This is a genomic window from Haladaptatus halobius, from assembly GCF_020618475.1.
Lineage (GTDB): Archaea > Halobacteriota > Halobacteria > Halobacteriales > Haladaptataceae > Haladaptatus > Haladaptatus halobius.
In genome coordinates, this window is the sequence record NZ_CP085335.1 from 666,844 (window position 1) to 692,708 (window position 25,865).

A 25,865-nucleotide genomic window follows, 5' to 3' on the forward strand; every position below is an offset into this window, starting at 1 on the left:
TTTTATGTCGGCGAGAATTACCCACGATTAGATTACCTTTTTCTGCCAAAGATTTAATAATACCTGGATGAGTTCCTTTGGTATGAATATTGATGACAAGGAATATAGTTCACAGACGACTAATGGTCGCACGGCGCGTCGGCGGTTTCTAAAAGCGACCGGAATCGCGGGAGCAACCGGGATGACGGGGCTCTCGGGCTGTCTCATCGGCGGTGGCGGCGGTGGCGGAAAGAAAACCATTAACATCCTCACGTGGGAGGAGTATGCCGATCTGAAAAAGCAAATCGAGAATCGCCTTGACGTCACCGTCAAGTTCACGAAATCCACATCTTCGTCGGACATGTTCACGGGCTGGAAATCCGGCAAGGACAAGCAGTTCGACATCGCAGTACCGAACAACAACTACGTGCCGAAGATGATGGACGCGGGGTTGGTCGACCCGGTTCCAGACGACATCGTCAAAAATCAAAAGAGCATCTACGACACGTTCCAGCAGTTCAGCAAGAATCAGTTCACGGAAGGCGGAAAGAAGTACGGCGTCCCCATCCGATTCGGCTGGTACGGCTACTCCTACGACTCTCGGAAGATTCCCGAGAGCCACGAACAGAGTTACAAAGTGCTGTTCAGCGACAAGTACAAGGGAACGAACCTGAAGGGGAAAGCCGTCATGTACGACAACCACTTCAAGGCAATGAGCGCGACCGCGCTCTATCTCGGCTACAAGAAGGCGTTCGAGGGGAGCAAAGTTAGGCTCTCGGAGAAGCAAATCAAGAAAGTCAAACAGACCCTCATCGAGCAAAAACCGCGACTGCACGGTTACATCGCCGCCGACCCGTCGTACATCAAATCGTTCAAACAGGGCAACTTCTACGTCGGCCAGTCCGGGCGAAACGAAATCGTCGAAATGTGGGCGAACGGCACCGACTGGCCGAAGATGGCGGCACCCAAAGAGGGGTCGCTCGCGTGGTTCGAGTCCGCCGTCGTCTCAAAGAAATCGAAGAACAAAGACCTCGCGTGGAAGGTCGTCAACGAGTTCATCGCGCCGAATCTCGGCGCGAAACTCGCCAAGGTGGGTTATTCGCCAAGCTGTAATCCCAAGACGCAAAAACACCTCTCGAAGGAGCAAAACGACATGTTCGGTGCCATCAAGCCGTCGCGCCTGAAGAGTTTCATCCCGTTCAAAGCCGTCGAGAACGAGAGCGCGTGGCAGACCGCGTGGGACGAAGTCAAAACGGCCTGAACAATGTCCACCGACAGTTCCACCTCCAGACGGGCACGGCTCATTCGTGCGTTCGCGTCGCGCAAGCGAACGCTCGGGCTCACGCTCGGCCCGAGTCTCGTCTGGCTGTTGCTGTTGTTGATGGCACCGCTGACGTTCATGGTCGTCGTTAGTTTCATGAGCGTCGACAGCGAGAGCTACAGCATCATCTGGGAGCCGACGCTGAACAACTATTCGACGCTGTTCAGCGGGTCGGGGCCGTTCTGGGAGACGCCGTTTTTCGACGCGCTCGTTCTCTCGTACGCCGTCGCCGCGATAACTACCGTCCTCTGTCTGCTGATGGCGTTCCCCCTCGCGTACTTCCTCGCGCGTCGTGACGGGCAGACGTTCAAAATCGTCATCTTCCTCGTCCTGCTCCCGTTCTTCACGATGTACCTCGTTCGCGCCTACTCATGGTACCTGATGTTCGGGCCGAGCGGCATCATCAACCGGACGCTGATGAAAATTGGCCTCGTCAGTGAACCGACGTCGCTGTTCAGCTACGGCGTTCCGGCCATCGTCATCGGTCTCACGCACGCCTACTTCCCGTACATGCTGCTGTCGCTGTACGCGAGCATGGAAGGCATCGACTTCACCCTCGTCGAGGCGGCCCGCGATTTGGGTGCGAGCCGATTCGGGACGCTCAAGGACATCATCCTACCCCTGACGCTTCCGGGCATCATCAGCGGCGGCCTGTTCGTGTTCGTCCCCGCGCTGGGGGCGTTCGTCACGCCGCGCTTCCTCGGACAGGGGAAGGTGTTGATGATCGGACAACTCATCGAGGGACGAATCACCGGCCAGTACGCCATCGACTACGGCAGCGCGGCATCGATGTTCATCGTCGTTTCCATCGTCATCGCGTTCGCGCTCGCGTTCCGCTACGTCAGCATCGAAGAACTCGGAGGTGTCTGAGATGGCGACCGAAACCGGAACCACGACCGAAAGCAGCGAGGTGACGGGGTCGACTCTGCTCGACCATCAGCAGAAACAACGACTGCTCCAGCGTGGACTGTACGCCGTCGTCGTCCTCCTACTGGTGTTCCTGTGGATTCCGCTGGTCGCGATGATGTTCCTTTCGTTCGCGGTCAACGCCAGCACTTTCTTCCCGTTCCGCGGGTTCACGTTCGCACACTACTCCGCGACGTTCGCCGACGGCGCGCTGATGACCGCGCTGTTCAACAGCGTTCAGGTGGCAACTTACTCGGCGACCATCGCCACCATCCTCGGCGTGTTGGCGAGTTTCGCGCTCGCGCGCTACGACTTCCCGTACAAGGAGGCCTACCGAACCTTCGGCATCCTGCCGATGGTCATCCCCGGCGTCGTGTTGGGCATTGCGCTCATCATCTACTTCCAGACGATAGTCGGCATCTCGACAGGGCCGCTGACGCTGATTCTCACCCATAGCATCTACGGCTTCCCGTTCGTCGTGCTGATGGTGACGGCGCGCCTCTACACCTTCGACAGGTCGCTGGAGGAGGCGGCGCGGGATTTGGGAGCCGACCCGCTCACGACGTTCCGCGACGTGACGTTCCCCATCGTCGCCCCCGCAATCGGGGCCGGATTCCTGTTCGCGTGGATTCGCTCGTTCGAGGACTTCATCCGCGCGCACTTCGTGCAGGGGACGACGGACGTGCTCACGACCGCGATGTACTCGATGATAAAGTACGGCACCGCACCGAAGATGAACGCCATCTCGTCGTTCATCGTCTTCCTCATCGCCGTGATTCTGGCGGTGGCGATGAACGTGGGCAACGTCACCAGCTACGTCGCGGGGACGGAAGAAGAGCCGTAAGTCGGCATCTCTCCGACTCGCTCCTTCGGCTTCCTCGCACGCTCGCGGCCGACCGCGGATACATCGTCCGCGGTAACCGATATCGGTTTGGATTCGACGCTGGGGCGGATTCGAAACGCAGCGACTCCGACGAAAACGACGGCCACTACTGCGGTCACGACCGCCTCTCCTTTCTCCGAGACGCGACATCGAATCGGCGTAACCGTTTTCGATCACGTCAATGACGCAACCCTTATCACCCCCTCACGCAACGTTGTTTCCATGTCGATACAACGACGACGGTTCGTTCAGGCGGCGGGCGTCGGTGCCCTCGCCGGACTCGCCGGGTGTACCGGTTCGTTGGGCGCGAAGAACGGAACGAAAGAGAAGGACGACTCCGGCGGCGGGAAGATCGGCGACGGCGAACTCGTGCTCGCCACGACGACGAGCACGTACGACACGGGGTTGTTGGGCGAACTCAACCCCGAGTTCGAGAAGGCGTTCGGCGTCACCGTCAAGACCATCTCGAAAGGGACCGGTGCGAGCATCCGAACCGCCCGCGACGGAGACGCCGACGTGATTCTCGTCCACGCGCGCGGCGCGGAGGACGAGTTCCTCAAGGACGGCCACGGCGTCAACCGCCGGGACGTGATGTTCAACGACTTCGTCATCGTCGGGCCGAAGGACGACCCTGCCGGAATCGGCGGGATGAAGAGCGCGACGAAGGCGTTCTCCACCATCGCCGGGAAGAAGGCGACCTTCCTCTCGCGCGGCGACGACTCGGGAACTCACAAGAAAGAACGGAGTATCTGGGAGGAAGCGGGCGTGCAACCGAGCGGGAAGTGGTACCGCGAAATCGGCAAAGGGATGGGCGACACCCTCACGCAGGCGAACCAGTCCAACGCCTACACCCTCGCCGACCGCGGCACCTACCTCTCGATGAAAAAGGAGATCGACCTCGTCATTCACGTCCAAGGGCCGCTCAAGGGCGGTCCGGTCATCCTGAAGAACCCCTACGGCGTCATCCCGGTCAACCCCGAGAAGCACCGGAGCGTCAACTATCAAGCCGCGATGGCCTACGCGGGATTCCTGACCAGCCCGAAGGGACAAAAGCTCATCGACAACTACACCGCGAACGGGTCGCAACTGTTCTTCCCGAACGCGCTGTCGAAGAAGCCGAACTTCGGCCAGTACGTCCCGCAGGGCTACTCCGCCAAGCAGACCAAATCCCTCTCGCGCGAGGATAAACAGTTCCTCTACTGGGTCGAACGGGAAGTGCCCGCGGACTACTGACCCCGGCGCGTCGAATCCACCGTCGCTAGCCATCGAATCGCTACCATGCTTCAAGAATTCGCTTCGGGCGCGGACTGGCAGTACTTCGTGAGCGTCGCCCTCGTCTCGCTGTACGTGAGCACGACCGCCGTGGCGCTCTCCACGCTGGTGAGCGTGCCGGTCGCGCTCGTCATCGGCTTCACCGAGTTCCCCGGAAAACGGGGCGTGGCCGCGGTCATCAACACCGGGATGGGGTTTCCGAGCGTCGTGGTCGGGCTACTCGTCCTTCTCTTACTGTCGAATCAGGGGCCGCTCGGCGAGCTGGGACTCGTCTTCACGCCGACCGCGATGATCGCCTCGCAGTTCGTGTTGGCGACGCCCGTCGTCACGAGCATCAGCCTCTCGGCCGTCGAGTCGGTCGGGCGGGACGTGCGCGACGCGGCGTTCACGCTCGGCGGCACAGACGCCGACGTCGGCCTCCTCGTCGTCAAGGAGGCGCGCTACGGCATCGTCACCGCCGTCCTCGCCGGCTACGGACGGGCCATCAGCGAAGTCGGCTCCATCCTCATTGTCGGCGGGAACATCGTTCTGACCGACACGACCGGCGCAAAGACCTCCTACACGCGAACCCTCACGACCGCCATCACGGTCGAAGCGCGGCAGGGTCGCTACGAGGCGGGGCTGGTGCTCGGCGCGATGCTGTTGGTGCTCGTCCTCTGCGTGAACGTCCTCGGGTCGTGGGTCCGCAGTCGGAGTCGCGGACGCGGGGAGGTGCGCCGATGACGCTCGCCGCCGCGAACGTCTCGCACGGGTTCGACGGCGAGCGCGTCCTCTTCGACGTGTCGCTCTCGGTCGACCCGGGCGAGGTGGTCACGGTCGTCGGCCCCTCGGGAACCGGGAAGACGACTCTCTTGCGCCTCCTCGCCCTCTTTCGCTCGCCCGAGTCCGGCACCGTCCGGTGGCGCGACGAGAACGTCTGGGAACTCCCGGACGACGACCGACTGGCGGTTCGTCGCCGTGTTAGCATGGTGTTTCAGGAGCCGTCGCTGTTCAACGCGCCCGTCGAACGGAACGTGACCTACGGGCTTCGCGTCAGGCGACCGTGGCCGCAGCGCCTCCGCGCGGCGATGGCGCGGTTGGTCGGTCGTCGGGACGCCGCGACCGTGACCGAGGCGCTCGAAACCGTCGACCTCGTCGGTAAGGGCGACCAGAACGCCCTCTCGCTCTCCGGCGGCGAAGCCCAACGCGTCGCGTTCGCGCGGGCGCTCGCCACCGACCCCGCCGTGCTCCTGCTGGACGAACCGTCGTCGAACCTCGACCCGCGAAACACGGCACTCATCGAGGACGCCATCGCCGACGCCGGGGCGCAGGGGGTCGGCGTCGTCGTGGCGACCCACGACATGCACCAAGCGGAACGCATCTCCGACCGCGTCGCCGTCCTGCTCGACGGGACGGTGATCGAAACCGGCCCGCCGGAACAGGTGTTCGAGGCGCCGGAGGACGACCGAACGCGGAAGTTCGTGGCGGGGGAATTGATGTACTGATGGGCACGATGAAGAGGAGGACGCGACGATGACCGACGACACCGAGACGACGGAAGGAGCGACGGCGGAGGACGACTCGCCGCAGGCGACGTTCGACGCGCAACTCGTCGCCGGAGACGTGAGTTTCGGCGCAGAGGACGCACGCCTGCTCCGGGCCATCGACGACGCCGGGTCGCTCAACGCGGCGGCGACCGCGCTCGGACGGTCGTACGCCCACGCGCAGCGACGCGTCGTGGCGTTGGAGGACGGCCTCGGGGCGCTCGTGCGCCGGGAGCGCGGCGGGGCGCACGGCGGCGGGAGCACCTTGACCGAAAACGCCCGGAGCCTGCTCCAGCGGTTCCGCAGGCTCACCGCGGAGTCGTCCGGCCTCGCGGAGGTGGACGAGACGGTGCTCGTCGGGAGCGTCACCGAACGGGACGGCGAGTTCGGACTCGTGCAGACCGATGTGGGAGTCGTTCGGGCGCTCGTCCCGCCCGATTCCGAGGCCGTCGAAGTCGCGATCCGCTCGGACGTGATAACCCTCCATAGCCCGGGGTCGGCTCCGCGAGGCGACGAGACGAGCGCCAGAAACCAGTTCGTCGGCGAGATTCGGGGGGTCGAACGCGGCGAGAGGATAGCCCGCGTCGCGGTCGACGTCGGAACCGACACCCCGTTTCTCGCGTTGATCACGACCACGAGCGTGGAGCGATTGGGGTTGGAACCGGGGACGGAGGTCGTCGCGTCGTTCAAGGCGACCGCGACGCGGGCGGTTCCGCGTCGCGGAGCGTGACGTCTGCATGAATCGCCGAGACCGATACTTCCGAGTCGCTGCCGGTTCGACAACGACGCATGTACGACACCATCGTCGTCGGAGGCGGCATCGTCGGCGCGTCGGCGGCGTATCACCTCGCCCGCGGCGGCGCGGAGACGCTCCTTCTCGACCGCCACGACGCCGGACGGGCGACTGACGCCGGGGCGGGGATACTGTCGCCGGCGACGAGCAGCCGAACCGACTCGACCGCGTGGTTCGAGTTCGCGCTCGACGCCGCGGACTACTATCCGACGCTGGCCGACCGCTTGACCGAGGAACAGGACGGCGAGACCGGTTACGCGCCCTGCGGCCTGCTCTCGGTCGCCGTGGACGAGGACGAGCGCGCGGCGTTCGAGACCGAGTTCGAGCGAATCGCCGACCGACAGGAGACGTACGGACGCCCCGCCCCGGGGTCGGTGTCCGAACTGTCTTCCGACGAGGCGCGAGCGCTGTTTCCCCCGCTGGCGGAGACCGACCGCTGTCTCGCATACGACGACGCCGCACGGGTTGACGGGCGCACGTTCACGGCGGCATTCCGTCGGGCGGGGAGGAATCACGGTCTCGCCGTCGCCGATAAGGACGTCACCCGAATCGACCGCGAGGACGGCTCGATTTCCGGCGTCGGAACAGCGGACGGCGACCGGTACGACGCCGAAACCGTCGTCGTCGCCGGTGGGGCGTGGTCGGGGGCGTTCGAGGAGTCGTTGGGCGTCTCGATTCCTGTCGAGCCCCAGCGCGGCCAGATACTCCACCTCGACCTGCACGACGCCGACACCGAGACGTGGCCCATCGTCGGCGGCTTCCGCGGCCACTACATGGTTCCGTGGCCGGACGACCGCGTCGCGGTCGGCGCGACGCGGGAAACCGGCTCCGGGTTCGACGCCCGGACGACGGCGGGCGGCGTCCGCGAAGTGCTGGACGAGGCGCTCCGCGTCGCCCCCGGCCTCGCCGACGCCGAAGTGCGGGATATCCGGGTCGGACTGCGGCCGCGTTCCGCCGACCGGTTGCCCGTGTTGGGACCGATTCCGACCGTCGATGGTGTCCATCTGGCGACCGGCCACGGCGCGACGGGGCTGCAACTCGGGCCATACAGCGGAAAGCTCGTCGCCGATTCGATCCTGGGCGAACCGGCGGACGAGTCGGCGGAGTTGGAGCGGTTCAGCGCCGCTCGATTTTCGTGAGTTAGAACCGGTCGAGCGAGAACAGGTCGATGTCGTGTCGGCTCTCGCCCTCCGTCGCCAGTTCGGCCAGAATCTCGCCGACGACGCTCGATAGCTTGAACCCGTGACCCGAGAAGCCCGCGCCGACGACGACCTGCGGGTGGTCGGGGAGTGTGTCGACGACGAAGTGTTCGTCCGGCGAGTTCGTGAACAGACACGTTTCGAGGCGCATCGTCGGCCCCGCCGCGTCGGGGAAGTAGCGTTCGGTGAAATCGCGGAGGACGCGCTCGTCGGCGCGCGTGGGTTCGGCCACCTCGTCCGGGTTCACCCGCTCGTGGAAGTGGTTGTACTTGCCGACCTTGTAGCCCGGAACGCGATACTCGGGGAAGCCGTAGAAGTAACCTTCGTCGCACTCGACGATGAAGACCGGGAACGATTTGGGCTGGATCCCTTCCGGCGAATCCGGTCGGAACCAGCCGAGCACCTGCCGCTCCGGCACTGCCTGCAAGTCGAGCATCGGCAGCAATTTCGCGGCCCACGCGCCCGCTGTGACGACCATAGCGTCGGCGGTGTAGCTATCGCGGTTCGTCTCGACTCGCACCCCACCGTCCGGCGTCGGTTCCCAGTCGAGCACCTCTTCGCGGGCGCGAATCTCCGCCCCGCGGCGGTGGGCCGCGGCGACGTGCGCGACGACGCACTGTTCGACGTGGAGGAAGCCGCCTTCCGGTTCGACCACGGCCACGAAATCGTCGGGCAGGTCGTAGCCGGGATAGCGGTCGCCGACCTCCGTCGCGGTGAGCAGTTCGTACTCGATGTCGTGTTCCTCGCAGGAGTCGCGCGCCCCGACCACCTTCTCGCCGTCCTCCGGTCCCGCGACGACGCAGCCGGTCGTGTGCAGGAGTCGGGTCGGATGCGTCTCGTCCAGTTCGCGCCACAGGTCGTATGCGCGCTCCAGCAGGGGAACGTAATCCGGGTGTTCGTAGTACGCTTTTCGGATGATGCGCGTCACGCCGTGCGACGACCCCTTCGCGTGGGGGACGTCGAAGTGCTCCAGTCCCAGCACTCGCTGCCCCCGTCGCGCGAGGTGGGCGGTCGTCGCGCTGCCCATACCGCCGACGCCGACGACTATCGTGTCGTACTCCGTCATCTGGTACGACCATGGTGGGCGGGGACAATAGTGGTTCACCAAGAAACCGCAATGGAGCGACGTCGTATTCGAACTCCGCCGGATCGTTGCCACTCGCCCGCTTTACGATGCGCGACACCCCCGAAAAAAGGCACATCGGCGTATCGATAGCGGTATAACCCCAAGGTGAATATCGGTGCGAAAACGGGCACGGAGCGTACAACGTGACGGGACAGACCGACTACATCGACGACGACATCGCGGACGCGATACTGAACGGTTCGGCGTACGAGCGACTCCGCGTCCACCAGCACAGCCACTTCGACCAATCGATACCGACGAAACTGGCGTGGCAGAGCGCCCTTCTGCTCGCGCTGGCGCTCGTCGCGCCGCTGACGCTCGCCTATCCGTCGTCGGTCGTCGCGCTCTTTCCGGGCGGCGACCCCTTGGCGGCCTCGCCGACCGTCCTGATGCCCGGCGCGCTCGTTCTCGTCCTCGAACTCGGAGCGGCGATCGGACACGTCTCGGTCGCCGTCGCGGTGCTCCGGGGCGAGTCGGCGCTGAGCGAACGCCGGATGCGACAACTCCTCAGCGTCGAGGAGATGTCGTCGTTCTACGGCTTCGTGGGGGGTGCGCTCCTCCTCGCCGTGACGCTCGCGTTCTTCCTCCTCGGCTACGCCGGAGTCGAGACCATCCAGCAGTACTCGGCGGGCGGACAGCAGGGACCGTTCGACCCATCGGGTACCGGACTGAGCGTGGCGACCGTCGCCTTGACCGCGTTCGCGGGAAGCGTCGCGCTCTTCGCGGTGAGCCGCTACCTCGCCGCCCGACTGTAACGCTCGTGGACTCGTCCTCGGGACTCTCCGCTCGGTCGAAAAGTCTCGTCAGCGCCACATTTTCAGTTCGGCCGTGACCCCGTTTCAGGCCTATTTCGGTGCGATTCGTTCGGTCTTGCTGTGGTATCGACCGTCTTCGAATCACGAAGAACGCGCGTCTTTTTCCAGGCTTCTTCGAATGTTCTAAATCCGTTCTATAATTCCTTCGGTGGGATAAAATTCTTAGAAATATATCTAAAATAACGTTATACAATAAAATATTAAGTATAATTAAAGAAACAATCAATATTGTATATATTTATACAAAGATAATCAGGAGATAATCAATTCCCGACTCGGAAGTGGGGTCGGTCACCATCGCCGACACGACGGTTCGCGTCGACGGGAGTTCGAACGCGGTGCAGATTCAACAGGCGGCTTCGGTCACCAATCCCGGAAAGGTCACCTGCGACCGCCTCACGGTCACCGGCGACGCGCCGGGTTCGACGTGGCGAGAAGCGATCCGATGTAATCAGGACGGGTGCGAGTTCACCGATTTGACGGTGAGCCAACCGGGCCCCGACCGACGCGACGGACTCCTCGTCAACGGGAACAACGTCCGCACGGTCGGCGGTCGCTACGAGGCGACTCGATGGCCGGTCGTGCAGAACGAGAACGCCTTCGTCGACGATATCTACGCCGATTCGCTTGACGACGCATCGGTCGTCCGTCTGTCGGACGGGTGGCAAAACGCAACCATCACGGACAGCACGCTCCTCGGCGGATTCGGCAACGCCAGTAGCTGTCCTGGCCTGACCACGGCCGGAAATCAGTACAGCTGAGCGCTGACTCTCCGTTTTTCGGCGGACGACGGGGTGGCGTCGTTCGATCTCTCGGGTGTCGACCCGAGCTGCGACGATGACGCGCCCCCATTTCAATAGCCTTACTACAAAAGCACGACTCCCGTGCACCCACGCTAAAAGATGTAATCATGGCAAACGACAGACCGACCGAATCGACCCCGGCCACGGACGGAACTACTCCGCCAGCGAGCGAAGAGGCGGTCTTCGATACGCTGTTGGACGTTCTCTCGTACTCGCGACGGCGTCAGATCCTCTCTCGCCTCGACAGCGGTCGAACGCCGATGTCGCTAGCGAACCTCGCCGACGAAATCGTCGTCCACGAACGAGACGCGCCGCTCGCCGAGATTCCCGCCAGGGACGTGAAACAGGTGTACATGTCGCTGTACCATTCGCACGTTCCGCGTCTGGAAGACGCCGACTTGGTCGAGTACGACCAAGAGCGAGACGCGGTTTCCCTTCGGGAGAGAAGTCCGGTCGTGGATCGGTACGAAGCGCTCGTTGCGCGGTGCTAAGCGCCTTTTTCGACGGACGACCGACCACCGGAGAGCGGTAGCGCCGTCGCCCGCAAGGGGTCGGACGCGAGCGACGAACTACTCGTCCGAACGAGGAACCCCCTCGTGCCAGTTCATTTAACCGCGTTCGTCTACTTAACCGATACTGGATGAGCTATCGAGACGCGGTCAAGGCGGCGAAGTACGCCGGAGGGGCGAACGAACAGGCGACCGCGCTCCACGAACGACGTCTTGAAACGGTCGCGGCCGGCGCGGGATACTTCGACTTCGACGAGCCGCGAGGAGTCGTCCTCCACGTCGTCCCGACGGGCGTCTACGACGACGGGTACGCCATCGACCTCTCCGAACGCGGGGTGTTGCCGGAGGCGAATCCCACTCGACCTGCGCAGCTGCCGGTGCTCGGCGGCGACGACGCACGCGGAACGTGGACTGCGGACGGATTCGGGGCCTACGTTGCGTCGAACGACCCGGACGGGCGATGCGCCGGCTACGCACATCTCTTCTCGAACGGGGTCGTCGAATCCGTTTCGGCGCTCCCGTTCGGCGGCTCCTCGACGGACGTCGGAGCGCCCCGCCTCGACGGTCGGACGGTCGAACTCGCCACGGTGGTGTGCGTGCGCCGGTATCTTCGGGTGCTTTCGTACCATCAGGCGACAGCACCGATCCACGTCGCGTTGAGCGTCTACGGAACCGAGGGCTGTCCGCTCGACCCGGGCGACGCCGCCGAACCGCGGAAGATACGCGAGGACGTGCTCGCGCCGTTTCCCGTCAGCCTCCGGAACTTCGACGCCGACGTTCGAGCCGAACTGGCCGACCCCATCGACGCGCTCTGGCGAGCCGCGGGCCATCCGGGGTCGCCGTTCTTCGCCGACGGCGAGTGGACGCTTCGCTCGGCGTTCGAAGAGTCGCGCTAAGCGGCCGCGTTACCGCAGTGATTCGACCGCCGCTTCGACGGCGTCCGTCGTACCGAGGAGCGTGATTCGGTCTCCCTCTCGAATGACGGTGTCCGGCCCCGGAACTTTGTACTCCCCGTCCCTCCGAACGAGTACCGCCGTACAGTCGTTTGGGAGCGTCACGTCGCCGAGCGTGCTACCCGCGGTTTCGTTTGCCCCGACAACCACCTCTGAGATATCGTTTTCCTCGCCGACTTCCGAGAGCCACTCGAAGAGACTTGGCCGGAGGATCATATCGTCCATCGTATCGACGGACGCCAACGTCGGCGTGATGGTTCGGACGCCGAGGTCTTCGAACGCCTCCTCGTTCTCGACGTCGTTCACCCGCGAGATGAGGTCATCCACGCCGAACTTGATGCGGGCTGTTTGGCAGGCGAGGATGTTCTGGTCGTCGTCGCCGGTCGTCGGCGTCAGCACGCCGTCGTTCTGGATTGGACTGATGCTGATAATCGTCTTCGCGTACCACCTGAACTGGTTCCCCACGACGGGACTCGTCCTTCCGTGGGCCGCACCGAGTTCGGTCGAAGGAGCGTCATCCCGGCTCGACGTGCTGCGACTGACGGTGATGCATCTCCTCCTGCCGACGCTCTCGCTCGGCACGCTCCAGATGGCCGCCATCCGCACGCCTTCTCCGACGGGCAGCGCCAGCGCGTGAATCTCGCCCGCGCCCTGAGCGTGAACCTCGATTTCATCGTCTGCGACGAACCGGTCACGGCGCTGGACGTGTCGATACAGGCGCAGGTGTTGGACACCATGCGCAAGCTTCAGGACGAGTTCTGGCTGACGTACCTGTTCATCGCCCACGACCTCTCCGTCATCCGCCACATCAGCGACCGGGTGGCGGTGATGTATCTCGGACAGTTGGTCGAACTCGCGGACAAAGAAGAGCTGTTCGAGAATCCGCAGCACCCCTACACGGAGGCGCTCCTCGAATCGATCCCGGTGCCCGACCCGCGTGTGGAGGGAACCCGCGGCGTCCTCGAAGGCGACGTTCCGAGTCCCATCGACCCGCCGTCGGGCTGTCGGTTCCGAACGCGGTGTCCGAAACTCATCGCACCGCCCGAGTACGAGTTCACACAGAAGGAGTGGGCGAACGCGCGTCGGTTCCTGCGCGAAGTCCAGCGTCGGTCGTTCGAACCGACCGACAAGGCCGACGTGGAAGCCCGGTTCTTCGCCGACGCGAGACCGAGCGGGGAGGCGGGTCGCATCGTCGACGACGCGATAGACCGAATCACGAGCGACGACTGGGAACGCGCGGCCGAACTGCTCGTCGAGTCGTTCGCCGAACCGAGCATCTGCGCCCGGCAAATCCTCGAGTACGAAGTGCCGACGGAGTACGGTACGTCTCCTCACGCCGCGGCGTGCCATCGCCACCGCGACGACGTCGTCGGCGGACTCCAAGAGTAAATTTAGCGGAGCGTGACGGTGGTCTCGTCCCGCGGGCGTTCGTCCTCGGTGGCGACGTAGGCGATTATCGCGTGTTCGCCCGGTTCGGCGGGGACGCGGCGGGACGACCGGTCGGTTCGTTCGAATCGCCCGTCCCACGTCACGCGAGCCAGCTTTCGTTCCCGCGCCCGGAAGTAGAACGCGTTCGGTCGGTCGCGGACGTAGTACGCCTCGTCGCTCGCTTCGAGTTCGCCGTCCACCTCCCAGCCCCAGAGTCGCTGTCGTGGCGTCTCGACCGCCACCGGAAACGGAAGTCGGTTCTCGAACTCGACCGAAATTTGTATCTCGTCGCCGACCTCGTACCGCGGTCGGTCGGTGCTCACGGCGACCGCGATACCTCGCCGCGCTATCCACTGCGGCACGACGGCTCTGAACGCGCGTCCGAGATAGTCCACGTTCTGGTCGAATCCCATCTGGTCGTCCGAATCGGTGGGTGACATGTTTCGCCGTTCGTTGCAGGTAGACCGCGATTCGTGGTGTTTCTTCCGGTTCGATGCGGATGAAATCCGATTACGGTCGGTGTGTTGGGTCGGCGCGCCGAACCGTCGGTGGCGTTTCGCGCCCGAATCTTTTTGACGTTTCATGATTTAGGTTAGCCTAATAATGGTGTTTAGCGACCCAGTTCCGCGAACGAACTGGCGAACCGGCACGGACGAAATCGAGAAATCGCGAGAATGAACGGACCGAGAACGAAACGTGCGGAAGCGTGGGCGTACGTCCACCTCGCGCTGTTCGGCAGTTCCGACGAGGCGGAAGCGACGGAGGAACCGGGAAACGAACGGTAGCGGTGCCCCAAACGCCTTCGCTCGAACTCTCAGAAGCTGACCGGTGAACAGCGTGGCGGTGTCGAGCGACTGCGGAGAGCCGAGGGTATCAGTGCAACGCGGACTCCGATGGTTCGAGCTCGACTTCACCGTCGTTAGTGACCGTTACCTGATAGCCGGAAAACGTGAATGACACGCGACCGCCAGCACGAGAAGAACCGTCGTTCAGGGATTCGAACAGGTGTCGAGTGCCTCCGGATCGATGTAGTCGTATAGCGGTTCGAGCTCGTCCGCCGAGAGTTGTTCGCGCGTCGCCACCGCCGTTACCACCCGCGTACTCAATCGGCCAGCGGTCTGACGAGGGTGTCTCGTGTTAGGAATGACAACTTCCTCCGATGCTGATTTGCGGTCACGCATAACGGATCTCAGGAAGAGGAACTCTGCCTCCGCTAATAGTTTCTCTATCACCACACCGAAAAACATCGGTTGCTATTAGGTGATTCACTCCCGAAATTATTCGAGTAGGTGGTCGAGGTGAGGGTGTCCCCGATAGTGAATCGTCTGACGCCGATGATCGTACTCGAGAACACCGAGATCGGCCAAAAACGGCAGATGGACGTGATGTAGCCTGATTCGGAGTCGATGACGCTCCGCTGAGTCCGTTTCCTTGACCGGTGTTCGTTGACAGAGTTGGTCTAAAAGCTCGTCCAACGTTCCGTCCGGAGTGGAATTCAGACACTTACAGATCGCACGACGTTGTCGATTTCTCAGAATTTCCGTCAGCCCCTCGGTCGAGGGGGCGGAGTCGTTCGCACCTGTAAGGGAAGAATTGGGCGATACCATGGGAAGCCACCTTTATTCGTGAAGGTTCGTAACCGTATCGAGTGTTGTGCCTCAACAGTGAGGTAGTCAATCTAGAGACGGGTAACGGCCTCATTCGGGTTCGTCTTCGGAAGTGAATACGGTCGTGAGCAGTTTGCGCTGTGCGGCGTGCAGATGTTGGTGGAAGGTCGGAGATGCGATATCGAGTGTATTCGCGAGGGTTTCGCCAGTACTTGCGCGCGGATAGTCGAAGTATCCGCCGAGGTAGGCCGTCTGAATGACCTCCAGCTGACGCTCGGTGAGCGTTTCCTTGAGTTCGTTCAGGAAACTAGTTCGTGAGTGGACTGAACGGGCCCGCCGCCGCTTGGCGAGCAACGACGCACCCGGATAGACTGCTCGTACCGCCTCGACGAACGACCGAACTTCGGTATCGGCCGGTACCTCGAAAGTGATCGACCCCTCGCCGTCGACGGCTCTCCCGCTCTGAATGTAGGCGCCCCGCTCGATAAGCATCTGAGAGGCTGTTTTAGCGCCCCGAAATACGAATTCGAAGGAACTTCCCTCGTCCGTCTCCCCGATCAATCGTGCGCGATCGACTTTGGACGACGCCCGTGCTCGCTCTCGGAGCCAACGCGGTGCGATATCCGTGGCGGTGACGTAAAACAGCAACGTACCGTCTGCTGACGGGACGACACCATCGAGCGTAATGGTGCACTCATGCTCGTCCGAGACGGTGAAGAAGAAGGCATCGGTACCGGTGAGTGAAAATTCAAGTTCCAGAACTTGATCCGTATGGAGGAGCTTCTTGTTTTCAGCGGCGTTGATCGCGTGTCCTATCGTTTCCCCTAACTCCGCGAACACCGTCTGTTCCGGTTCCCCGACCAGTTCCGGCTGCGACGCGTACACGACTACTACCCCATAGGTCGTATCACCGTATTCGATCGGAATACAGGCGGCCGACCGATACTCCCGTGCTATCGCGTCTTCTTTGACGGCTGCAGGAAACGTCGGACTCGTCGAGATATCCTCCACGATGAAGAGGGTGCCCGTCCGGAGGGTCGTCGCCGCCGGCCCGTGTTCCGTTGCAGGCGCTGCGGCTGTGACCGCTTGGAGGTAGGGCTCGTCGATTCCGGCTGTGGCTCGGAGGTTCAGCCCGTGCTCCGCGGACGAAAGATCCGCGATAAGCGCACCGGGATAGCCGTCCGAAGCGGCGAACCGCTCGCACACCGTTCGTTCGATTTCCTCGCGCGTGGGGGCGGTGACGAGCGTTTGGTTGATGTCGCGAATGATCGCGTTGAGTCGGTTCAGGGTTGCCAACTCGTTGCGGTGGCGGGCAACCGCTCGCTCACGCTCGGCGCGCGTCAAGGCTGCTTCCGTATTCGCGGCAAGGATGCGCATGAGGTCGTAGTCGATGCGGTCGAAGTCGCGAACCGAGGTCGACGCCGTGATGAGTACGCCGTGTTCACCGAGTGATGTGATGATAGCGCTTCGAATCGGTGTCTCCTGCGTCTGGTGGTTCTCGATCTCTTGTAAGTCGGAAATCGCTCGTGATGCACCCATCTCGAAGACGTCCCAAACGAGCGTATCTTCGGGAGAGAGTGTCGGAGGAGAACCGTCGAATACTCTGTCGACTGCTTCGGAAGTTATGACCGGTTCGAGCGTCTTCTCGTTTTCTGCGTGGAGGTGAAGCCCGGTGATTGGCAACTCCAGCACCTTCGTCGCGGTTTGTACCGCTTTGGAACAGATCTCCTGCTGGGACGAGGTTTCGAGCATCCGCTGGGTTGCCGTATGCAACGCTTGAAGCGCATCCTCCCGTCGCTTTCGATCGCTGATGTCGCGAAAAATCCCTTGAATCACCCGTCGGTCTTGGAGGTTGGTGACGCTCGAGTTGATGGCGACCGGGATACGCTGTCCGTCAGAATCGACAACCATCAGATCGTCGTTTCGTTCGAACATACCACCTTGTTCGCGATGGCCTCGAAACAGCTGTTCGTAGCGTTCGACCTCCTCCGACGGATGAAGCTCGGTTTGATGCATGCCCTCGATTTCGCTGACCGACCGCCCGAGCAGCTCAGACGCGGCTCGGTTCGCTTCTCGGATGACTCCGGTTTCCGCATCGGCGACAAAAATCGCATCCGGAGCAGCTTTGACGAGTGTCTGATACTTTTCGGTCGCCGCTTTCAACGCTTTCTGCTGTTGTTCTCGTTTCGATATATCCCGAAAAATCGCCGTAAAGAGGCGTCGGTCGCAGTACGTGTGTTCGCGAAGCGAAAAGGAAAGAGGGACGTTAGTGCCGTTCTTGCGACGCCCAACGCGTTCGAGATCGGTGTATTCGGCCGCCGTCCCGGTTTCGTGCATGTACCGGTGCATTTCGGCGAAATACTCGTCGCGATACTGCTCCGAGAAGAGTTGGTCGACCGGCTGTCCGATGAGTTCATCGACCTCATAGCCGAATATACGGCCTACTGCATCGTTTGTAAAGAGGATCGTCGCGGTCTCGTCGAGGGTGATAATCCCACCAACCGCGTTGTGAACGAGCTGTTTAAAAAACGAATCCTCGTCAGGTATTTCGAATCTCTTGGTGGCAGTATCCGAGTCGTTCGACCTGGGTGGTTTAGTCATGATTATCGGTTACATTGAAGCCACAGCGTTGAATACGTTTTCCGCACCTATCCGGCACTATTCCGATTAAACCAGACTGCGATAGATAAACACTCATCCAAGGGCATTATTTATCAAACGTCATCTCACACCCGAAAGGAGATCGAGATTCGGCAGCGACGTCTGCCAAGACAACGTACGGAGTTACCGCCTTTCGACGGGCGAAACAACCAATATCCCTTACGTGTGAACTATTATTCAAGATGATCAAAGCAAATGGATTCATGAGTATTGGTATCGTCTTCGTGGCATCCACCGTCGTCCTGTCGAGCGCCCCCGTCCTACCGTATCTCTACGACTCGCCTCTCTTGAAAGCGACCGGCGCACTCGGCCTCGGACTGATTCTGCTCTCGCTCGGGTTGCAAACCTTCCGCGAGACGGCGTGAGAACGATACTCGCTGGTGTGCCACCGGCTAGTCCACGATCCGATTCTTTTCCGCACCCGGTACGGGTTTCGGACTCTCCACGATAAATGTCGAAGTTCACCAAATCATTAACTATCTTTCCCCCGTAATGTATGTATTTATCGCAGTATATTTAGATATAATCGCAGTATCCGGAACTGATTTTAATCGTTGCAAAAAATCGACGCGTAGTGGCTCATGTACCCATCCCGCGTCCTCCCCTCGCCGACTCGAACGCTGGTTTTCCTAATCGTCGCGGGACTTCTCCTCGCCGGAAGTCTCGCCCCGTCCGCGGGTAGTACCGGTGATGCACGAATCTCACCGCCACTGACGACGGACGACGGGCAAGAACCGCACGTCACGTTCCGATGTTACCGGGCGACCATCGAAACGACCACGACCGCGACCGTCACCCTGCATTTCCCCGACGGTCTCGAACAGCAACTTGTGCTTTCCCCGGGGACACACACCGTGCGGGGCACCGGTATCAACCAGGGCAAACCGCTGACCGCTCTCACCGTCGCCACCGGGGTTTCGGTTCAGCGGCACGACAACCCGCGGTATCCGGGGTGCGAACGAGGGCAAAACACGATGACTACGACGACCACTACCACGTCAACGTCAACCGCTACAGCAACGACGACCACTAGTACGTTAACTACTACCACTAGCACGACGACCACCACATCGACACCGCCTCCGACTACGTCCACTCCCACATCGACGACCACCGAAACGCCGACGACCACAGCCACGACTGCGACGACACCGCCAACGACGACGCGGACGTCCACGATGACCGGCGACGCGCCAACGACGAGTACATCGGCGTCCCGACCGGCACCGGACTCGGCGACCACCGCCCGAACGCCGGCATCGGCAGCACCGGAGTCGGAACCGACCCAGCGAGAATCGACGCAACAGACTACCGCAGGCGATGATACCGATACGACGGGGACGACTTCGGTGACGGAGACGGACACCGAACGAGGGTCGCCGACGGGGACAGCGGTGCCGAACGGCTCGAACGCGAACTCGGGCGGGGGAGAGTTCGATCCCCCGCGAAGCGGCGGTGATATGCCGGAAAACGAGTGGACGGTCGGGGACACGGTGGCGATCCTGCTGATCTGTCTCGGCGGACTACTCATCGTTGCTCCGAGTGCTCTCGGGGTAGGTTCGAGCGTAGTTTCGCGCGTGACCGCGTCGCAGGAACGGTAGCGACGCCACGAGTCCAGAGCCTCGCTCGACGCGACGCCAGCGTTCGTGGCAACCCAACCGTTAACTTTCGTGAGGTACGAACGTCATGTGGAGGCGTTACTAATGGCTCCGGTTCCACACTTCCCGACTGACGAATCGGACGACAAAGGTGCGCCCGACATCGGCGACATGGTCGACCGCATCCTGAACCGTGGCGACGGCTCGACGCTGACATCGCAGGACGCGTGACCACCGATGCCGGTCGTTCGAGAGATATTCTTTTGCCTCGCCGGTGCTCCCAAACGCGGAACGGTCACGAGGAAAAACGTTCGCCCGGTGAACCGCCGGTTCGCCCGACCGAGGCTCAGTCGAACGACACTTCGGCGATGTGCGTGTGGTACGGGTCTCGTTCCTCAGCGTCCGGGTCGACGTCGATGTCGGGCGAGTACTGGCTCACGGTCCAGAAGCGCCCCGAAGTCGGGTCGACGGAGACGCCGTTGTAATCGCCCCAGCGCATCACGTCGGAGCCTTCGCCGTAGTCGTACCGCGACTCGCCGTCCCGTACGACGACCGAGTCCTCCAGTTCGTTGGGGGTGTGCCCCGCGGTTCGCCCCGCAACGTTCATCCGCGGGAAGGTGTCGGGGCTGCTCACGTTGTGTGATGATCGTACTGTCGTCGTCCGACCCGACCGTTGGGATGAAGTAGGACGTGTTCGGTTCGCCGTAGACGCCGCTCTAAACGACTTTCCGCGCGTCAGCGTCGATCTCGTACCACTTGATGGCCGCGACCGCCGTGCCGTCGCCGTTCCAGTCGTACTGGATGGAGTGTGCCGCCCAGAGCGTCCCGTCGTTGTAATCGAGGTTCATCAGTCGCGTACCGAGGGTGTCGATTCTCGCGTCGGAGTCGGGTTGGCGCGCGACCGGCGGATAGCCGAACTCCTCGACGTCGACGGTGAAACATTCGAGCGTCGGGTCGTCGAGCGGATCGGTCACTTCCCAGAGCGTGAGCGCGTCGGCGGTCGGCGACGGGAAGACGCTGTTCAGGAGGTAGAACGTCCCTCCGCTACCGCCCGAAAACGGTTGGAGCGCGGGCTGTACCGTAAAATCGTCCTTGACGACCGCGGGATTGTCCATCGCGGTGAAGTGGTACGTCGTGACGTCCTCGCCGGCGTACAGGGTCGCCTTGTCGAGGGTCACCATGGTCACCTCGAACTGCTCGCTGAAGAAGTTCTGCGAGAGGTAGGCGGCGTCTCGGTCGAGCCCGAGCGTCGGATAATCGACGAGTCCCTCGTTGTTCAGCGGCGGAATCCGGTAGACGTGCCACTTCCCGTTCGGGTTGCTGTCGTCGGAGACGGCGAGGCACCACCAGCCTTGCGGAGGTCGTTGGAGGGGTTCTAGGTCGCCTTCATCCCCTTCTTCTACTCGCTCTTCCATCTCCTCCCGGTCGACGATCTCTCCGCTCTCCGTGATTCCGGGTTCGTACTGTACCGCGGCGATGACGAACCGCTTCGCATTGCGGTCGTACCGCGCCCGCGGGTCGAAGACGAAGGGGTAGCCGTAGGCGAACCCACCTTCGGGCGCGTCGATGACTGGAAGGACGACGTCCTCCAGTTGGACTTTCAGTTGCTGGTTTCCAGAGTGTTTGTTGAAGATAGCGGCCTGTTGGTTGAGCGCGTGGACGACCTTCCCGTGACCCGCGGCGATCTGCGAATCGGACGGGACGCCGCCGCGGGTTCCCTCGGCACCGACGCCGTCGTACTCAGTTCCGATCGTCAGTTCGTCGCCCCCGTCGTCGTGATGCACGTGATCGTGCCCGCGGTCGCGTTGGTCGTGCCGATGCTTGCCGTGCTGGGTTTCCGCCCGCAGTTTCTCGATTTCCTTCTCGCTCACCGGTGACTTCGGGCCCGAATCCGCCGCTTTATTCTTTTTCCCTCGTTTCGATTCCAACAGCGCCAGATTCACCGTCGCACCAGTCATGATGATCACCAGCCCGGCGGCGGCCAGCGGCGTGAGCCACTCCCGGATGTGAAGGACTCCGGGCAGGATCAGGCCGATCGCGCCGAGGACTTCGGCCACGGCGATGAACTGCACGAACAGACCCGGCAGCAGCACCGGCGTCTGTGGTAATATTATCCCGATCGGCGTGATCAACTTCAAACCCCCGGCGAACAGAAAGACGAGCGCGAGCAACCCTTATACGATCCAAAGCGTGTAGTGTACGATCGGGGCTCGCCGTCGCGTCGCATCGACGTCTCTCCGCACGCGGGGGTCGGACGTTTGCTGTCATTTAGATTTCTATCGTGTTCTTTGATTTACTGTTTCAGTGCGGTCGATACCTCCCGACGTTCGAGCGCGGGGTGTAGCATTGGTGTCGTTTGGCAGGATGAGTTCTCCGCAGTAGAGGTTGGCTCGCCACGGGCTTAATTAGAGCACCCCTCGCTTTTCGCTCACTAGTCGAAAGGACGGCTAATTGCGTTCCATCGTTCGACGAATAAATATCGCTTCGTATAGCCACCGATACCTACTCACTTTTCGTTTCGAATCTACGGTTGTAGGGAGAACACACGGACGTGGTCGAACCGTAGCTCAGCACGTTGTGACAACCACCCATCGACGCTCTCCCTGCGCCATGCAGCTTTCGTTCGGAACTCTCCGGCAGTTCCGCTCTCGGGTTTCCGGCGCGAACTGGAAGTCAGAGGCGTGACGAGGAGGGGGTCAACGCGATGGCGCTAGACCCAACCTCAATCAGGGGAGCAGGCTTCTCGTCACAGATGGTACGTTTACCGGGTCTAGTAAATGCTTTGTGGGTAGCTACAACGCGCAGAGAACGAACTACGTCTCGGTCGTTCGAAGACCACGTCGGACGGGAAGCGAGATTATCGTCATCATATTCTTGTTCTTTCGGAAATACGTCTGAATATGGCTCGGCTCTCCGATGCTCGATTGTCCATTCGGATGTGTGTAACGCTTCTCCTTCTCTTGCTCACAATGGTTGCAACGGCACTGATGAGTGGAGTTGCGCTTACTATCATTTTCACGTTCGTCTCCGTCATCGTCTTCCCAGAGATTCCCGCAACGTGGCTTCTTCTCACGATTCTCGGCGGTTCGACGGTCTGTGTCCTCGCCGTCGTCGCTTGGGAGGAACGGCATGCGTCCGACCACATGATTTCCGCGCTCGCGTGCGACTCGAATCGACGAGGGGGAGTATCCGGAACTGCTGGCGCTCGTTCGGTCGGTCGCTCAACGGGCAGATGCACTCGTTCCGAGGGTCTACGTCGCACCGACGGCGACCCCGCTGTCGCTGACGACCGGGTTTTGGCCTCGAAACGTCCGACTAGTCGTCAGCGAGAGCCTCGTCGAGACGCTCGCTGACGCCGAACTCGAGGCGATCGTCGCGCACGTCACGAACCGCGATACGGCGGTGATGACCGCGGCCACACTCCCCATCGGCGCGGCCGACCGCGTCGTCACGCTTCTCATGGGACATACGCGAGGAGTCGAATACGGACAGCCGAGTCGTGCTAGCTACGCGGACGCGCTCATGACCCTCGGCCTGATATTCGTTCCCCCGATCTGGGTCTGTGGCTACGTCCTTTGGGCGTCGCTGTCCCGAACGCGGGAGTTCGCCGCTGACAGGGGAGCGGTCGCCATCACCGGCAATCCGACTGCGCTTGCGAATGCGCTCGGGCGTCTCGACGAGGAGATAGCAACTCGATCGACAATCGGTCTACGGTCGGCCGAAATCGCGGCGTTCGCCATCGTCGAGTCGAACCGAACCGCTCCCGTCGGTTCGATTCCGCTCCTCGGTCGCCCGCTGGCCGCCGCGTTCCCGACGCACTCTGCGACGGCGACCCAAATCGACCGCCTCCGGGAGGCCGAACGAGCCCAGGAGCAGGTGTCGTGATTCGAAGGGGGAATCGTCCGACTGCCATTCGAAATCTCGAGACGGTACTCGCTCGATTTGATAGAGACGGATCGTGCGTAGTACGCTCGAATCGATTTCCACTTCTATTGTGCTGGCTCTGTTGGAACACTTCACAACTGATAGGAATTGCGTGCTGAATACGAGGAGTGATCCATCACGAGAATTTCGTTCAGAAAGCTTGTTCTGAACCAATCGTTCCGTAAGCGTGCGTATCGAACAGCCGCTGGAGTTGAGGGAGTGATCGATTGCCGAATAGTTAGTTCGATTCCCGGATAAACGTACGCACCTCGTCGATGAATCGGTCTGATGCTGTGTGCATCGCCATGTGTTGTTCGCCCTCGAAGGTAACGATCCGGCTGTTCAGAAGCGCGTCGTAGACCGCTTCTGTCGCGTCTTTGTAGAGTGGAGGGCTTTCGCTGCCGGACAACAACAAGGTCGGCGTGGTCACGTCTGCAAATCGGGTAGCCTTGAACTCGTACTCGCGGATTGTTTGCAATTCACGGGGAAGTGTATGGGCCGCGTCAACCATATCTTGCCATATTGGTGCCGAACGAAGCGCGTCGAGTTCGTCGGGCGGAAGACCGGCGATGTCGCGCACAAACAATACGAGCGCCTGCTCGTTTTCACCGTGATCCACCAGCGTCCTCATCTCGGTGATTTCCTCAGCAATGTCGAGTTCGTTGTTGCCGACTGGAATCGGTGGTTCATAAAGGATGAGGTTACGTAGGTTGTCGGTTCGCAGAGCCGTCTCCAGCGAATAAAGGGCTCCACCGGAGTGGCCAAGCAACGTCACTGGTTCATCGATCGCCTCGACGACTGCTGCCACGTCCTCGACCTCCCGTTCAAGTTCGTACCCGGCGGCATCACCGCTCTCGCCGCGACCACGGCGCTCAATTGCGTAGACTGTGTAGTGATCCGCGAACGCAGGAAGGACTCCTCCCTCTTCCCAGAATTTGTGAACATCGCCATTCCCGTATACGAGCACGAGCGGTGGCCCGCTTCCGGTTCGTTTGAACGCAATCTCGGTTCCATCGGCTGTCGTGACGGTTTGCATTTCTTCCCCCGTGACGGGCGATGTTGCTTCGGTCATAGTCGTTCACCTATCTGCTTGTGGAGCGACGGCGGACGTGATAATGTAACTATCCAGTGAAATATTGCACGGCGTGCAAACGAAACACGCTTGCTAATGGGTCTTACTACGGGACCGTAAACTGCTCGGGGATCGGGGTGACTAACGCGGCCTCATCGACTGGCCGTGCCTTCCGGCGGTATCGCTCGAAGATGGACCATGCCCACTCCCGGGCCTCGGGTGTGTCCGTATCGATCCACGCGCGCAGCGCTCTGGTCTCGACATCGTGACAGCAGATGCCGACACGATCATCGAAGATGTCGATCCCACACCGCGTCCTGTCGGGGAGGTCGTCGTGGACGAGGACAGTGCAGTGGTCTCGGGCGGCCACCTTCTCGAACAGTTCGGGATTCCAGGCGACGGTCGCCGCCAGAACCGCCGGTGAATACACGTACTCGATTTCCATGCCATTGAGGGCGGCCCGACAGAACGCCTCATTGGCGACCGATTTGAACACCGTCGCTCCGATGCCACACATTGAGTCGCTCTCCTCGACCAGTTGTATCACTCGCTCGACGGGTTCGTACGGGTAGCCTGGATCTGGATAGGCGACGACGGCGTCTACGAACAAGTCCACGGAGAACCCCTCCATCTCCCGCGGGAGCCACCGCCAGACGTCACGGAGCTTCCCCTCGGTTTCCATCGCATCGCGGAGATTCGCGAACTGTTCGGTGACGAACTCACCGAGCGGTGTTAGTTCGTACATCGGCCCGCTCCGTTCGATCCACCGTCGCTCCTCAAAGTCGCTGAGTACACGTCCGATGGTCGACGCATGGGCACCAGTCTCAGACTGCAGGTCAGCCCGGTCACAGGCCCCCTCGGCGAGTGCGTCAAGTACCCCGACCCGGTGTTTCGAGCTTGCGATAAACTCGATTTCTTCGATTGGTGGGTCCATGTTAGCGGTACGCATGGCCGAGATATAACCTCTTTTGAGGCACCCATCGACTCAATTTGAATCGTTCTCAGGCTTGGCTCGCGATGAATTCGTGCCCTATATGCAGCACGGTCGTTGCAAACCTAGGCAGTTGTTGTCAGAAGTGACGTGCTGGGTACAGAGCGTGTTTGCAGCAACTACGACTTGGGGCTGATGACTGTGGTTTTTACGAGTTGGTCTCCAACCATGCTTCGTTGTCGACCGAGACTGCACGTCCTTGTGGATCGTCTCGTAAATCTCCATCATGTCCTCCATGGGCTCGATGTCGAAACTGAGGGCCGGTTAGCTTGGACCGACGGTACCATTCCGACGAAGGAATTCGATCATCTGTCAGCTGGCGGCCCAAGCGATGGTGCCCACACCACCTACCAGTCCCACCGCAATCCTTTCTGACGGTTCCTGGAACCACCTGCGGTGACGGTAGCCCATGCGGGCGCAGTATTCCATGTCGAGTACGCTTCTTTGAGAACGAGTCTCTGAGCGTACTGATTACGCGCGTTCTATAGCAGCAGCGTCTGAG

General features: G+C 61.5%; 26 protein-coding genes and 3 pseudogenes. 18 read left to right on the plus strand and 11 right to left on the minus strand.

Features of this window, described 5'->3' with window-relative positions; genetic code table 11:
* Positions 1-82: 82 nt before the first annotated feature.
* Genes LIW51_RS03825 through LIW51_RS03835 form a run of 3 tightly spaced genes read left to right on the plus strand, consistent with a single transcriptional unit; the run spans position 83 to position 3,050 of the window.
* Entirely contained in the window at positions 83-1,240 is a 1,158-nt protein-coding gene (locus LIW51_RS03825; RefSeq protein WP_227375903.1) for an ABC transporter substrate-binding protein, read from the plus strand.
* Between the two features lie 3 nt (positions 1,241-1,243).
* The gene (locus tag LIW51_RS03830) at positions 1,244-2,170 is read left to right on the plus strand and encodes an ABC transporter permease (protein ID WP_227375904.1); all 927 of its coding nucleotides are present in this window, start codon (positions 1,244-1,246) and stop codon (positions 2,168-2,170) included.
* Position 2,171: 1 nt separating this feature from the next.
* Positions 2,172-3,050, plus strand: a complete 879-nt coding sequence (locus tag LIW51_RS03835; protein WP_227375905.1) for an ABC transporter permease — start codon at positions 2,172-2,174, stop codon at positions 3,048-3,050.
* On the opposite strand, the gene LIW51_RS03840 is transcribed toward LIW51_RS03835, so the two are convergent.
* On the minus strand, positions 3,020-3,208 hold the full coding sequence (locus tag LIW51_RS03840) for a hypothetical protein (protein ID WP_227375906.1): 189 nt from the start codon (positions 3,206-3,208) through the stop codon (positions 3,020-3,022). The two genes, LIW51_RS03835 and LIW51_RS03840, sit on opposite strands and share 31 nt — an antisense overlap.
* Positions 3,209-3,311: 103 nt before the next feature.
* Here LIW51_RS03840 and LIW51_RS03845 point away from each other — a divergent pair, with 103 nt between their 5' ends.
* The 5 genes from LIW51_RS03845 to LIW51_RS03865 are packed head-to-tail and all read left to right on the plus strand — an operon-like array spanning position 3,312 to position 7,816.
* Positions 3,312-4,322, plus strand: a complete 1,011-nt coding sequence (locus LIW51_RS03845; RefSeq protein WP_227375907.1) for an ABC transporter substrate-binding protein — start codon at positions 3,312-3,314, stop codon at positions 4,320-4,322.
* Between the two features lie 45 nt (positions 4,323-4,367).
* Entirely contained in the window at positions 4,368-5,084 is a 717-nt protein-coding gene (locus tag LIW51_RS03850; RefSeq protein WP_227375908.1) for an ABC transporter permease, read from the plus strand.
* Positions 5,081-5,845: an ABC transporter ATP-binding protein gene (locus LIW51_RS03855; RefSeq protein ID WP_227375909.1), complete on the plus strand. Its 765-nt coding sequence runs from the start codon at positions 5,081-5,083 to the stop codon at positions 5,843-5,845. Before LIW51_RS03850 ends, LIW51_RS03855 begins: the two co-directional genes overlap by 4 nt.
* Positions 5,846-5,873: 28 nt before the next feature.
* Positions 5,874-6,614 (plus strand): TOBE domain-containing protein, encoded by a 741-nt coding sequence (locus tag LIW51_RS03860; protein ID WP_227375910.1) that lies wholly within the window; start codon positions 5,874-5,876, stop codon positions 6,612-6,614.
* Between the two features lie 59 nt (positions 6,615-6,673).
* Entirely contained in the window at positions 6,674-7,816 is a 1,143-nt protein-coding gene (locus LIW51_RS03865) for an NAD(P)/FAD-dependent oxidoreductase (RefSeq protein WP_227375911.1), read from the plus strand.
* 1 nt (position 7,817) lies between these two features.
* On the opposite strand, the gene solA is transcribed toward LIW51_RS03865, so the two are convergent.
* A complete protein-coding gene (gene solA / locus LIW51_RS03870; protein WP_227375912.1) occupies positions 7,818-8,942 on the minus strand; it encodes an N-methyl-L-tryptophan oxidase in 1,125 nt (374 codons plus the stop codon).
* Positions 8,943-9,145: 203 nt separating this feature from the next.
* Here solA and LIW51_RS03875 point away from each other — a divergent pair, with 203 nt between their 5' ends.
* The 4 genes from LIW51_RS03875 to LIW51_RS03890 all read left to right on the plus strand — a co-directional run bounded on the left by LIW51_RS03875 (position 9,146) and on the right by LIW51_RS03890 (position 12,025).
* Positions 9,146-9,757, plus strand: a complete 612-nt coding sequence (locus tag LIW51_RS03875) for a hypothetical protein (protein ID WP_227375913.1) — start codon at positions 9,146-9,148, stop codon at positions 9,755-9,757.
* A gap of 341 nt (positions 9,758-10,098) precedes the next feature.
* Positions 10,099-10,578 carry a hypothetical protein gene (locus LIW51_RS03880; RefSeq protein WP_227375914.1) on the plus strand — a complete coding sequence of 160 codons (480 nt, stop codon included), beginning with the start codon at positions 10,099-10,101 and terminating at the stop codon, positions 10,576-10,578.
* A 149-nt stretch (positions 10,579-10,727) separates the two neighbouring features.
* On the plus strand, positions 10,728-11,111 hold the full coding sequence (locus tag LIW51_RS03885) for a DUF7344 domain-containing protein (protein WP_227375915.1): 384 nt from the start codon (positions 10,728-10,730) through the stop codon (positions 11,109-11,111).
* A 149-nt stretch (positions 11,112-11,260) separates the two neighbouring features.
* Entirely contained in the window at positions 11,261-12,025 is a 765-nt protein-coding gene (locus LIW51_RS03890) for a hypothetical protein (RefSeq protein ID WP_227375916.1), read from the plus strand.
* 9 nt (positions 12,026-12,034) lie between these two features.
* Here the strand turns inward: LIW51_RS03890 and LIW51_RS40380 are convergent, their stop codons facing one another.
* A complete protein-coding gene (locus LIW51_RS40380) occupies positions 12,035-12,547 on the minus strand; it encodes a potassium channel family protein (RefSeq protein ID WP_227375917.1) in 513 nt (170 codons plus the stop codon).
* Here LIW51_RS40380 and LIW51_RS39020 point away from each other — a divergent pair.
* Both LIW51_RS39020 and LIW51_RS03900 read left to right on the plus strand, forming a co-directional pair.
* Positions 12,465-12,683: pseudogene (locus LIW51_RS39020) on the plus strand (ABC transporter permease); the annotation flags it as partial. The gene LIW51_RS40380 and the pseudogene LIW51_RS39020 sit on opposite strands and share 83 nt — an antisense overlap.
* Positions 12,677-13,471 (plus strand): annotated as a pseudogene (locus LIW51_RS03900) (oligopeptide/dipeptide ABC transporter ATP-binding protein); the annotation flags it as partial. The pseudogenes LIW51_RS39020 and LIW51_RS03900, both read left to right, overlap by 7 nt.
* A gap of 2 nt (positions 13,472-13,473) precedes the next feature.
* Here LIW51_RS03900 and LIW51_RS03905 read toward each other — a convergent pair.
* The 4 genes and pseudogenes from LIW51_RS03905 to LIW51_RS03915 all read right to left on the minus strand — a co-directional run bounded on the left by LIW51_RS03905 (position 13,474) and on the right by LIW51_RS03915 (position 17,718).
* Positions 13,474-14,094, minus strand: coding sequence for a DUF7974 family protein (locus LIW51_RS03905; RefSeq protein ID WP_227375918.1), 621 nt, complete (start codon positions 14,092-14,094; stop codon positions 13,474-13,476).
* 289 nt (positions 14,095-14,383) lie between these two features.
* A pseudogene (gene ddfA, locus LIW51_RS39025) lies at positions 14,384-14,757 on the minus strand (DdfA family disk-determining factor).
* A gap of 30 nt (positions 14,758-14,787) precedes the next feature.
* Complete coding sequence (locus LIW51_RS39845; protein ID WP_438267353.1) at positions 14,788-15,117, minus strand: DUF7344 domain-containing protein; 330 nt, start codon at positions 15,115-15,117, stop codon at positions 14,788-14,790.
* A 90-nt stretch (positions 15,118-15,207) separates the two neighbouring features.
* Positions 15,208-17,718 carry a bacterio-opsin activator domain-containing protein gene (locus LIW51_RS03915; protein ID WP_227375919.1) on the minus strand — a complete coding sequence of 837 codons (2,511 nt, stop codon included), beginning with the start codon at positions 17,716-17,718 and terminating at the stop codon, positions 15,208-15,210.
* A 242-nt stretch (positions 17,719-17,960) separates the two neighbouring features.
* Here LIW51_RS03915 and LIW51_RS03920 point away from each other — a divergent pair, with 242 nt between their 5' ends.
* The 3 genes from LIW51_RS03920 (at position 17,961) to LIW51_RS38395 (ending at position 19,607) form a co-directional block, all read left to right on the plus strand.
* A complete protein-coding gene (locus LIW51_RS03920; RefSeq protein WP_227375920.1) occupies positions 17,961-18,143 on the plus strand; it encodes a hypothetical protein in 183 nt (60 codons plus the stop codon).
* A 216-nt stretch (positions 18,144-18,359) separates the two neighbouring features.
* A complete protein-coding gene (locus LIW51_RS03925) occupies positions 18,360-19,379 on the plus strand; it encodes a hypothetical protein (RefSeq protein ID WP_227375921.1) in 1,020 nt (339 codons plus the stop codon).
* Positions 19,380-19,481: 102 nt separating this feature from the next.
* Positions 19,482-19,607: a hypothetical protein gene (locus tag LIW51_RS38395; RefSeq protein ID WP_255767090.1), complete on the plus strand. Its 126-nt coding sequence runs from the start codon at positions 19,482-19,484 to the stop codon at positions 19,605-19,607.
* A gap of 115 nt (positions 19,608-19,722) precedes the next feature.
* Here LIW51_RS38395 and LIW51_RS03930 read toward each other — a convergent pair whose 3' ends face one another.
* Positions 19,723-20,010, minus strand: a complete 288-nt coding sequence (locus LIW51_RS03930; RefSeq protein ID WP_227375922.1) for a hypothetical protein — start codon at positions 20,008-20,010, stop codon at positions 19,723-19,725.
* Between the two features lie 82 nt (positions 20,011-20,092).
* Positions 20,093-21,547 carry a DoxX family protein gene (locus LIW51_RS03935; RefSeq protein ID WP_227375923.1) on the minus strand — a complete coding sequence of 485 codons (1,455 nt, stop codon included), beginning with the start codon at positions 21,545-21,547 and terminating at the stop codon, positions 20,093-20,095.
* Between the two features lie 1,027 nt (positions 21,548-22,574).
* On the opposite strand from LIW51_RS03935, the gene LIW51_RS03940 reads away from it, so the two are divergent.
* A complete protein-coding gene (locus LIW51_RS03940) occupies positions 22,575-23,261 on the plus strand; it encodes a M48 family metallopeptidase (protein ID WP_227376734.1) in 687 nt (228 codons plus the stop codon).
* 277 nt (positions 23,262-23,538) lie between these two features.
* Here the strand turns inward: LIW51_RS03940 and LIW51_RS03945 are convergent, their stop codons facing one another.
* Positions 23,539-24,372, minus strand: coding sequence for an alpha/beta fold hydrolase (locus LIW51_RS03945; RefSeq protein ID WP_227375924.1), 834 nt, complete (start codon positions 24,370-24,372; stop codon positions 23,539-23,541).
* A 106-nt stretch (positions 24,373-24,478) separates the two neighbouring features.
* A complete protein-coding gene (locus LIW51_RS03950; RefSeq protein WP_227375925.1) occupies positions 24,479-25,306 on the minus strand; it encodes a helix-turn-helix transcriptional regulator in 828 nt (275 codons plus the stop codon).
* Positions 25,307-25,865 lie beyond the last annotated feature (559 nt).

Excerpts from the sequence above, each read along its gene's own strand:
- LIW51_RS03825 (WP_227375903.1), top strand. The coding sequence starts at position 83 with ATGAATATTGATGACAAGGAATATAGTTCACAGACGACTAATGGTCGC.
- LIW51_RS03830 (WP_227375904.1), top strand. The coding sequence starts at position 1,244 with ATGTCCACCGACAGTTCCACCTCCAGACGGGCACGGCTCATTCGTGCG.
- LIW51_RS03835 (WP_227375905.1), top strand. The coding sequence starts at position 2,172 with ATGGCGACCGAAACCGGAACCACGACCGAAAGCAGCGAGGTGACGGGG.
- LIW51_RS03845 (WP_227375907.1), top strand. The coding sequence starts at position 3,312 with ATGTCGATACAACGACGACGGTTCGTTCAGGCGGCGGGCGTCGGTGCC.
- LIW51_RS03850 (WP_227375908.1), top strand. The coding sequence starts at position 4,368 with ATGCTTCAAGAATTCGCTTCGGGCGCGGACTGGCAGTACTTCGTGAGC.
- LIW51_RS03855 (WP_227375909.1), top strand. The coding sequence starts at position 5,081 with ATGACGCTCGCCGCCGCGAACGTCTCGCACGGGTTCGACGGCGAGCGC.
- LIW51_RS03860 (WP_227375910.1), top strand. The coding sequence starts at position 5,874 with ATGACCGACGACACCGAGACGACGGAAGGAGCGACGGCGGAGGACGAC.
- LIW51_RS03865 (WP_227375911.1), top strand. The coding sequence starts at position 6,674 with ATGTACGACACCATCGTCGTCGGAGGCGGCATCGTCGGCGCGTCGGCG.
- solA (WP_227375912.1), bottom strand. The coding sequence starts at position 8,942 with ATGACGGAGTACGACACGATAGTCGTCGGCGTCGGCGGTATGGGCAGC.
- LIW51_RS03885 (WP_227375915.1), top strand. The coding sequence starts at position 10,728 with ATGGCAAACGACAGACCGACCGAATCGACCCCGGCCACGGACGGAACT.
- LIW51_RS03890 (WP_227375916.1), top strand. The coding sequence starts at position 11,261 with ATGAGCTATCGAGACGCGGTCAAGGCGGCGAAGTACGCCGGAGGGGCG.
- LIW51_RS03905 (WP_227375918.1), bottom strand. The coding sequence starts at position 14,094 with ATGAAACGTCAAAAAGATTCGGGCGCGAAACGCCACCGACGGTTCGGC.
- LIW51_RS39845 (WP_438267353.1), bottom strand. The coding sequence starts at position 15,117 with ATGGTATCGCCCAATTCTTCCCTTACAGGTGCGAACGACTCCGCCCCC.
- LIW51_RS03915 (WP_227375919.1), bottom strand. The coding sequence starts at position 17,718 with ATGACTAAACCACCCAGGTCGAACGACTCGGATACTGCCACCAAGAGA.
- LIW51_RS03920 (WP_227375920.1), top strand. The coding sequence starts at position 17,961 with ATGATCAAAGCAAATGGATTCATGAGTATTGGTATCGTCTTCGTGGCA.
- LIW51_RS03925 (WP_227375921.1), top strand. The coding sequence starts at position 18,360 with ATGTACCCATCCCGCGTCCTCCCCTCGCCGACTCGAACGCTGGTTTTC.
- LIW51_RS38395 (WP_255767090.1), top strand. The coding sequence starts at position 19,482 with ATGGCTCCGGTTCCACACTTCCCGACTGACGAATCGGACGACAAAGGT.
- LIW51_RS03945 (WP_227375924.1), bottom strand. The coding sequence starts at position 24,372 with ATGACCGAAGCAACATCGCCCGTCACGGGGGAAGAAATGCAAACCGTC.
- LIW51_RS03950 (WP_227375925.1), bottom strand. The coding sequence starts at position 25,306 with ATGGACCCACCAATCGAAGAAATCGAGTTTATCGCAAGCTCGAAACAC.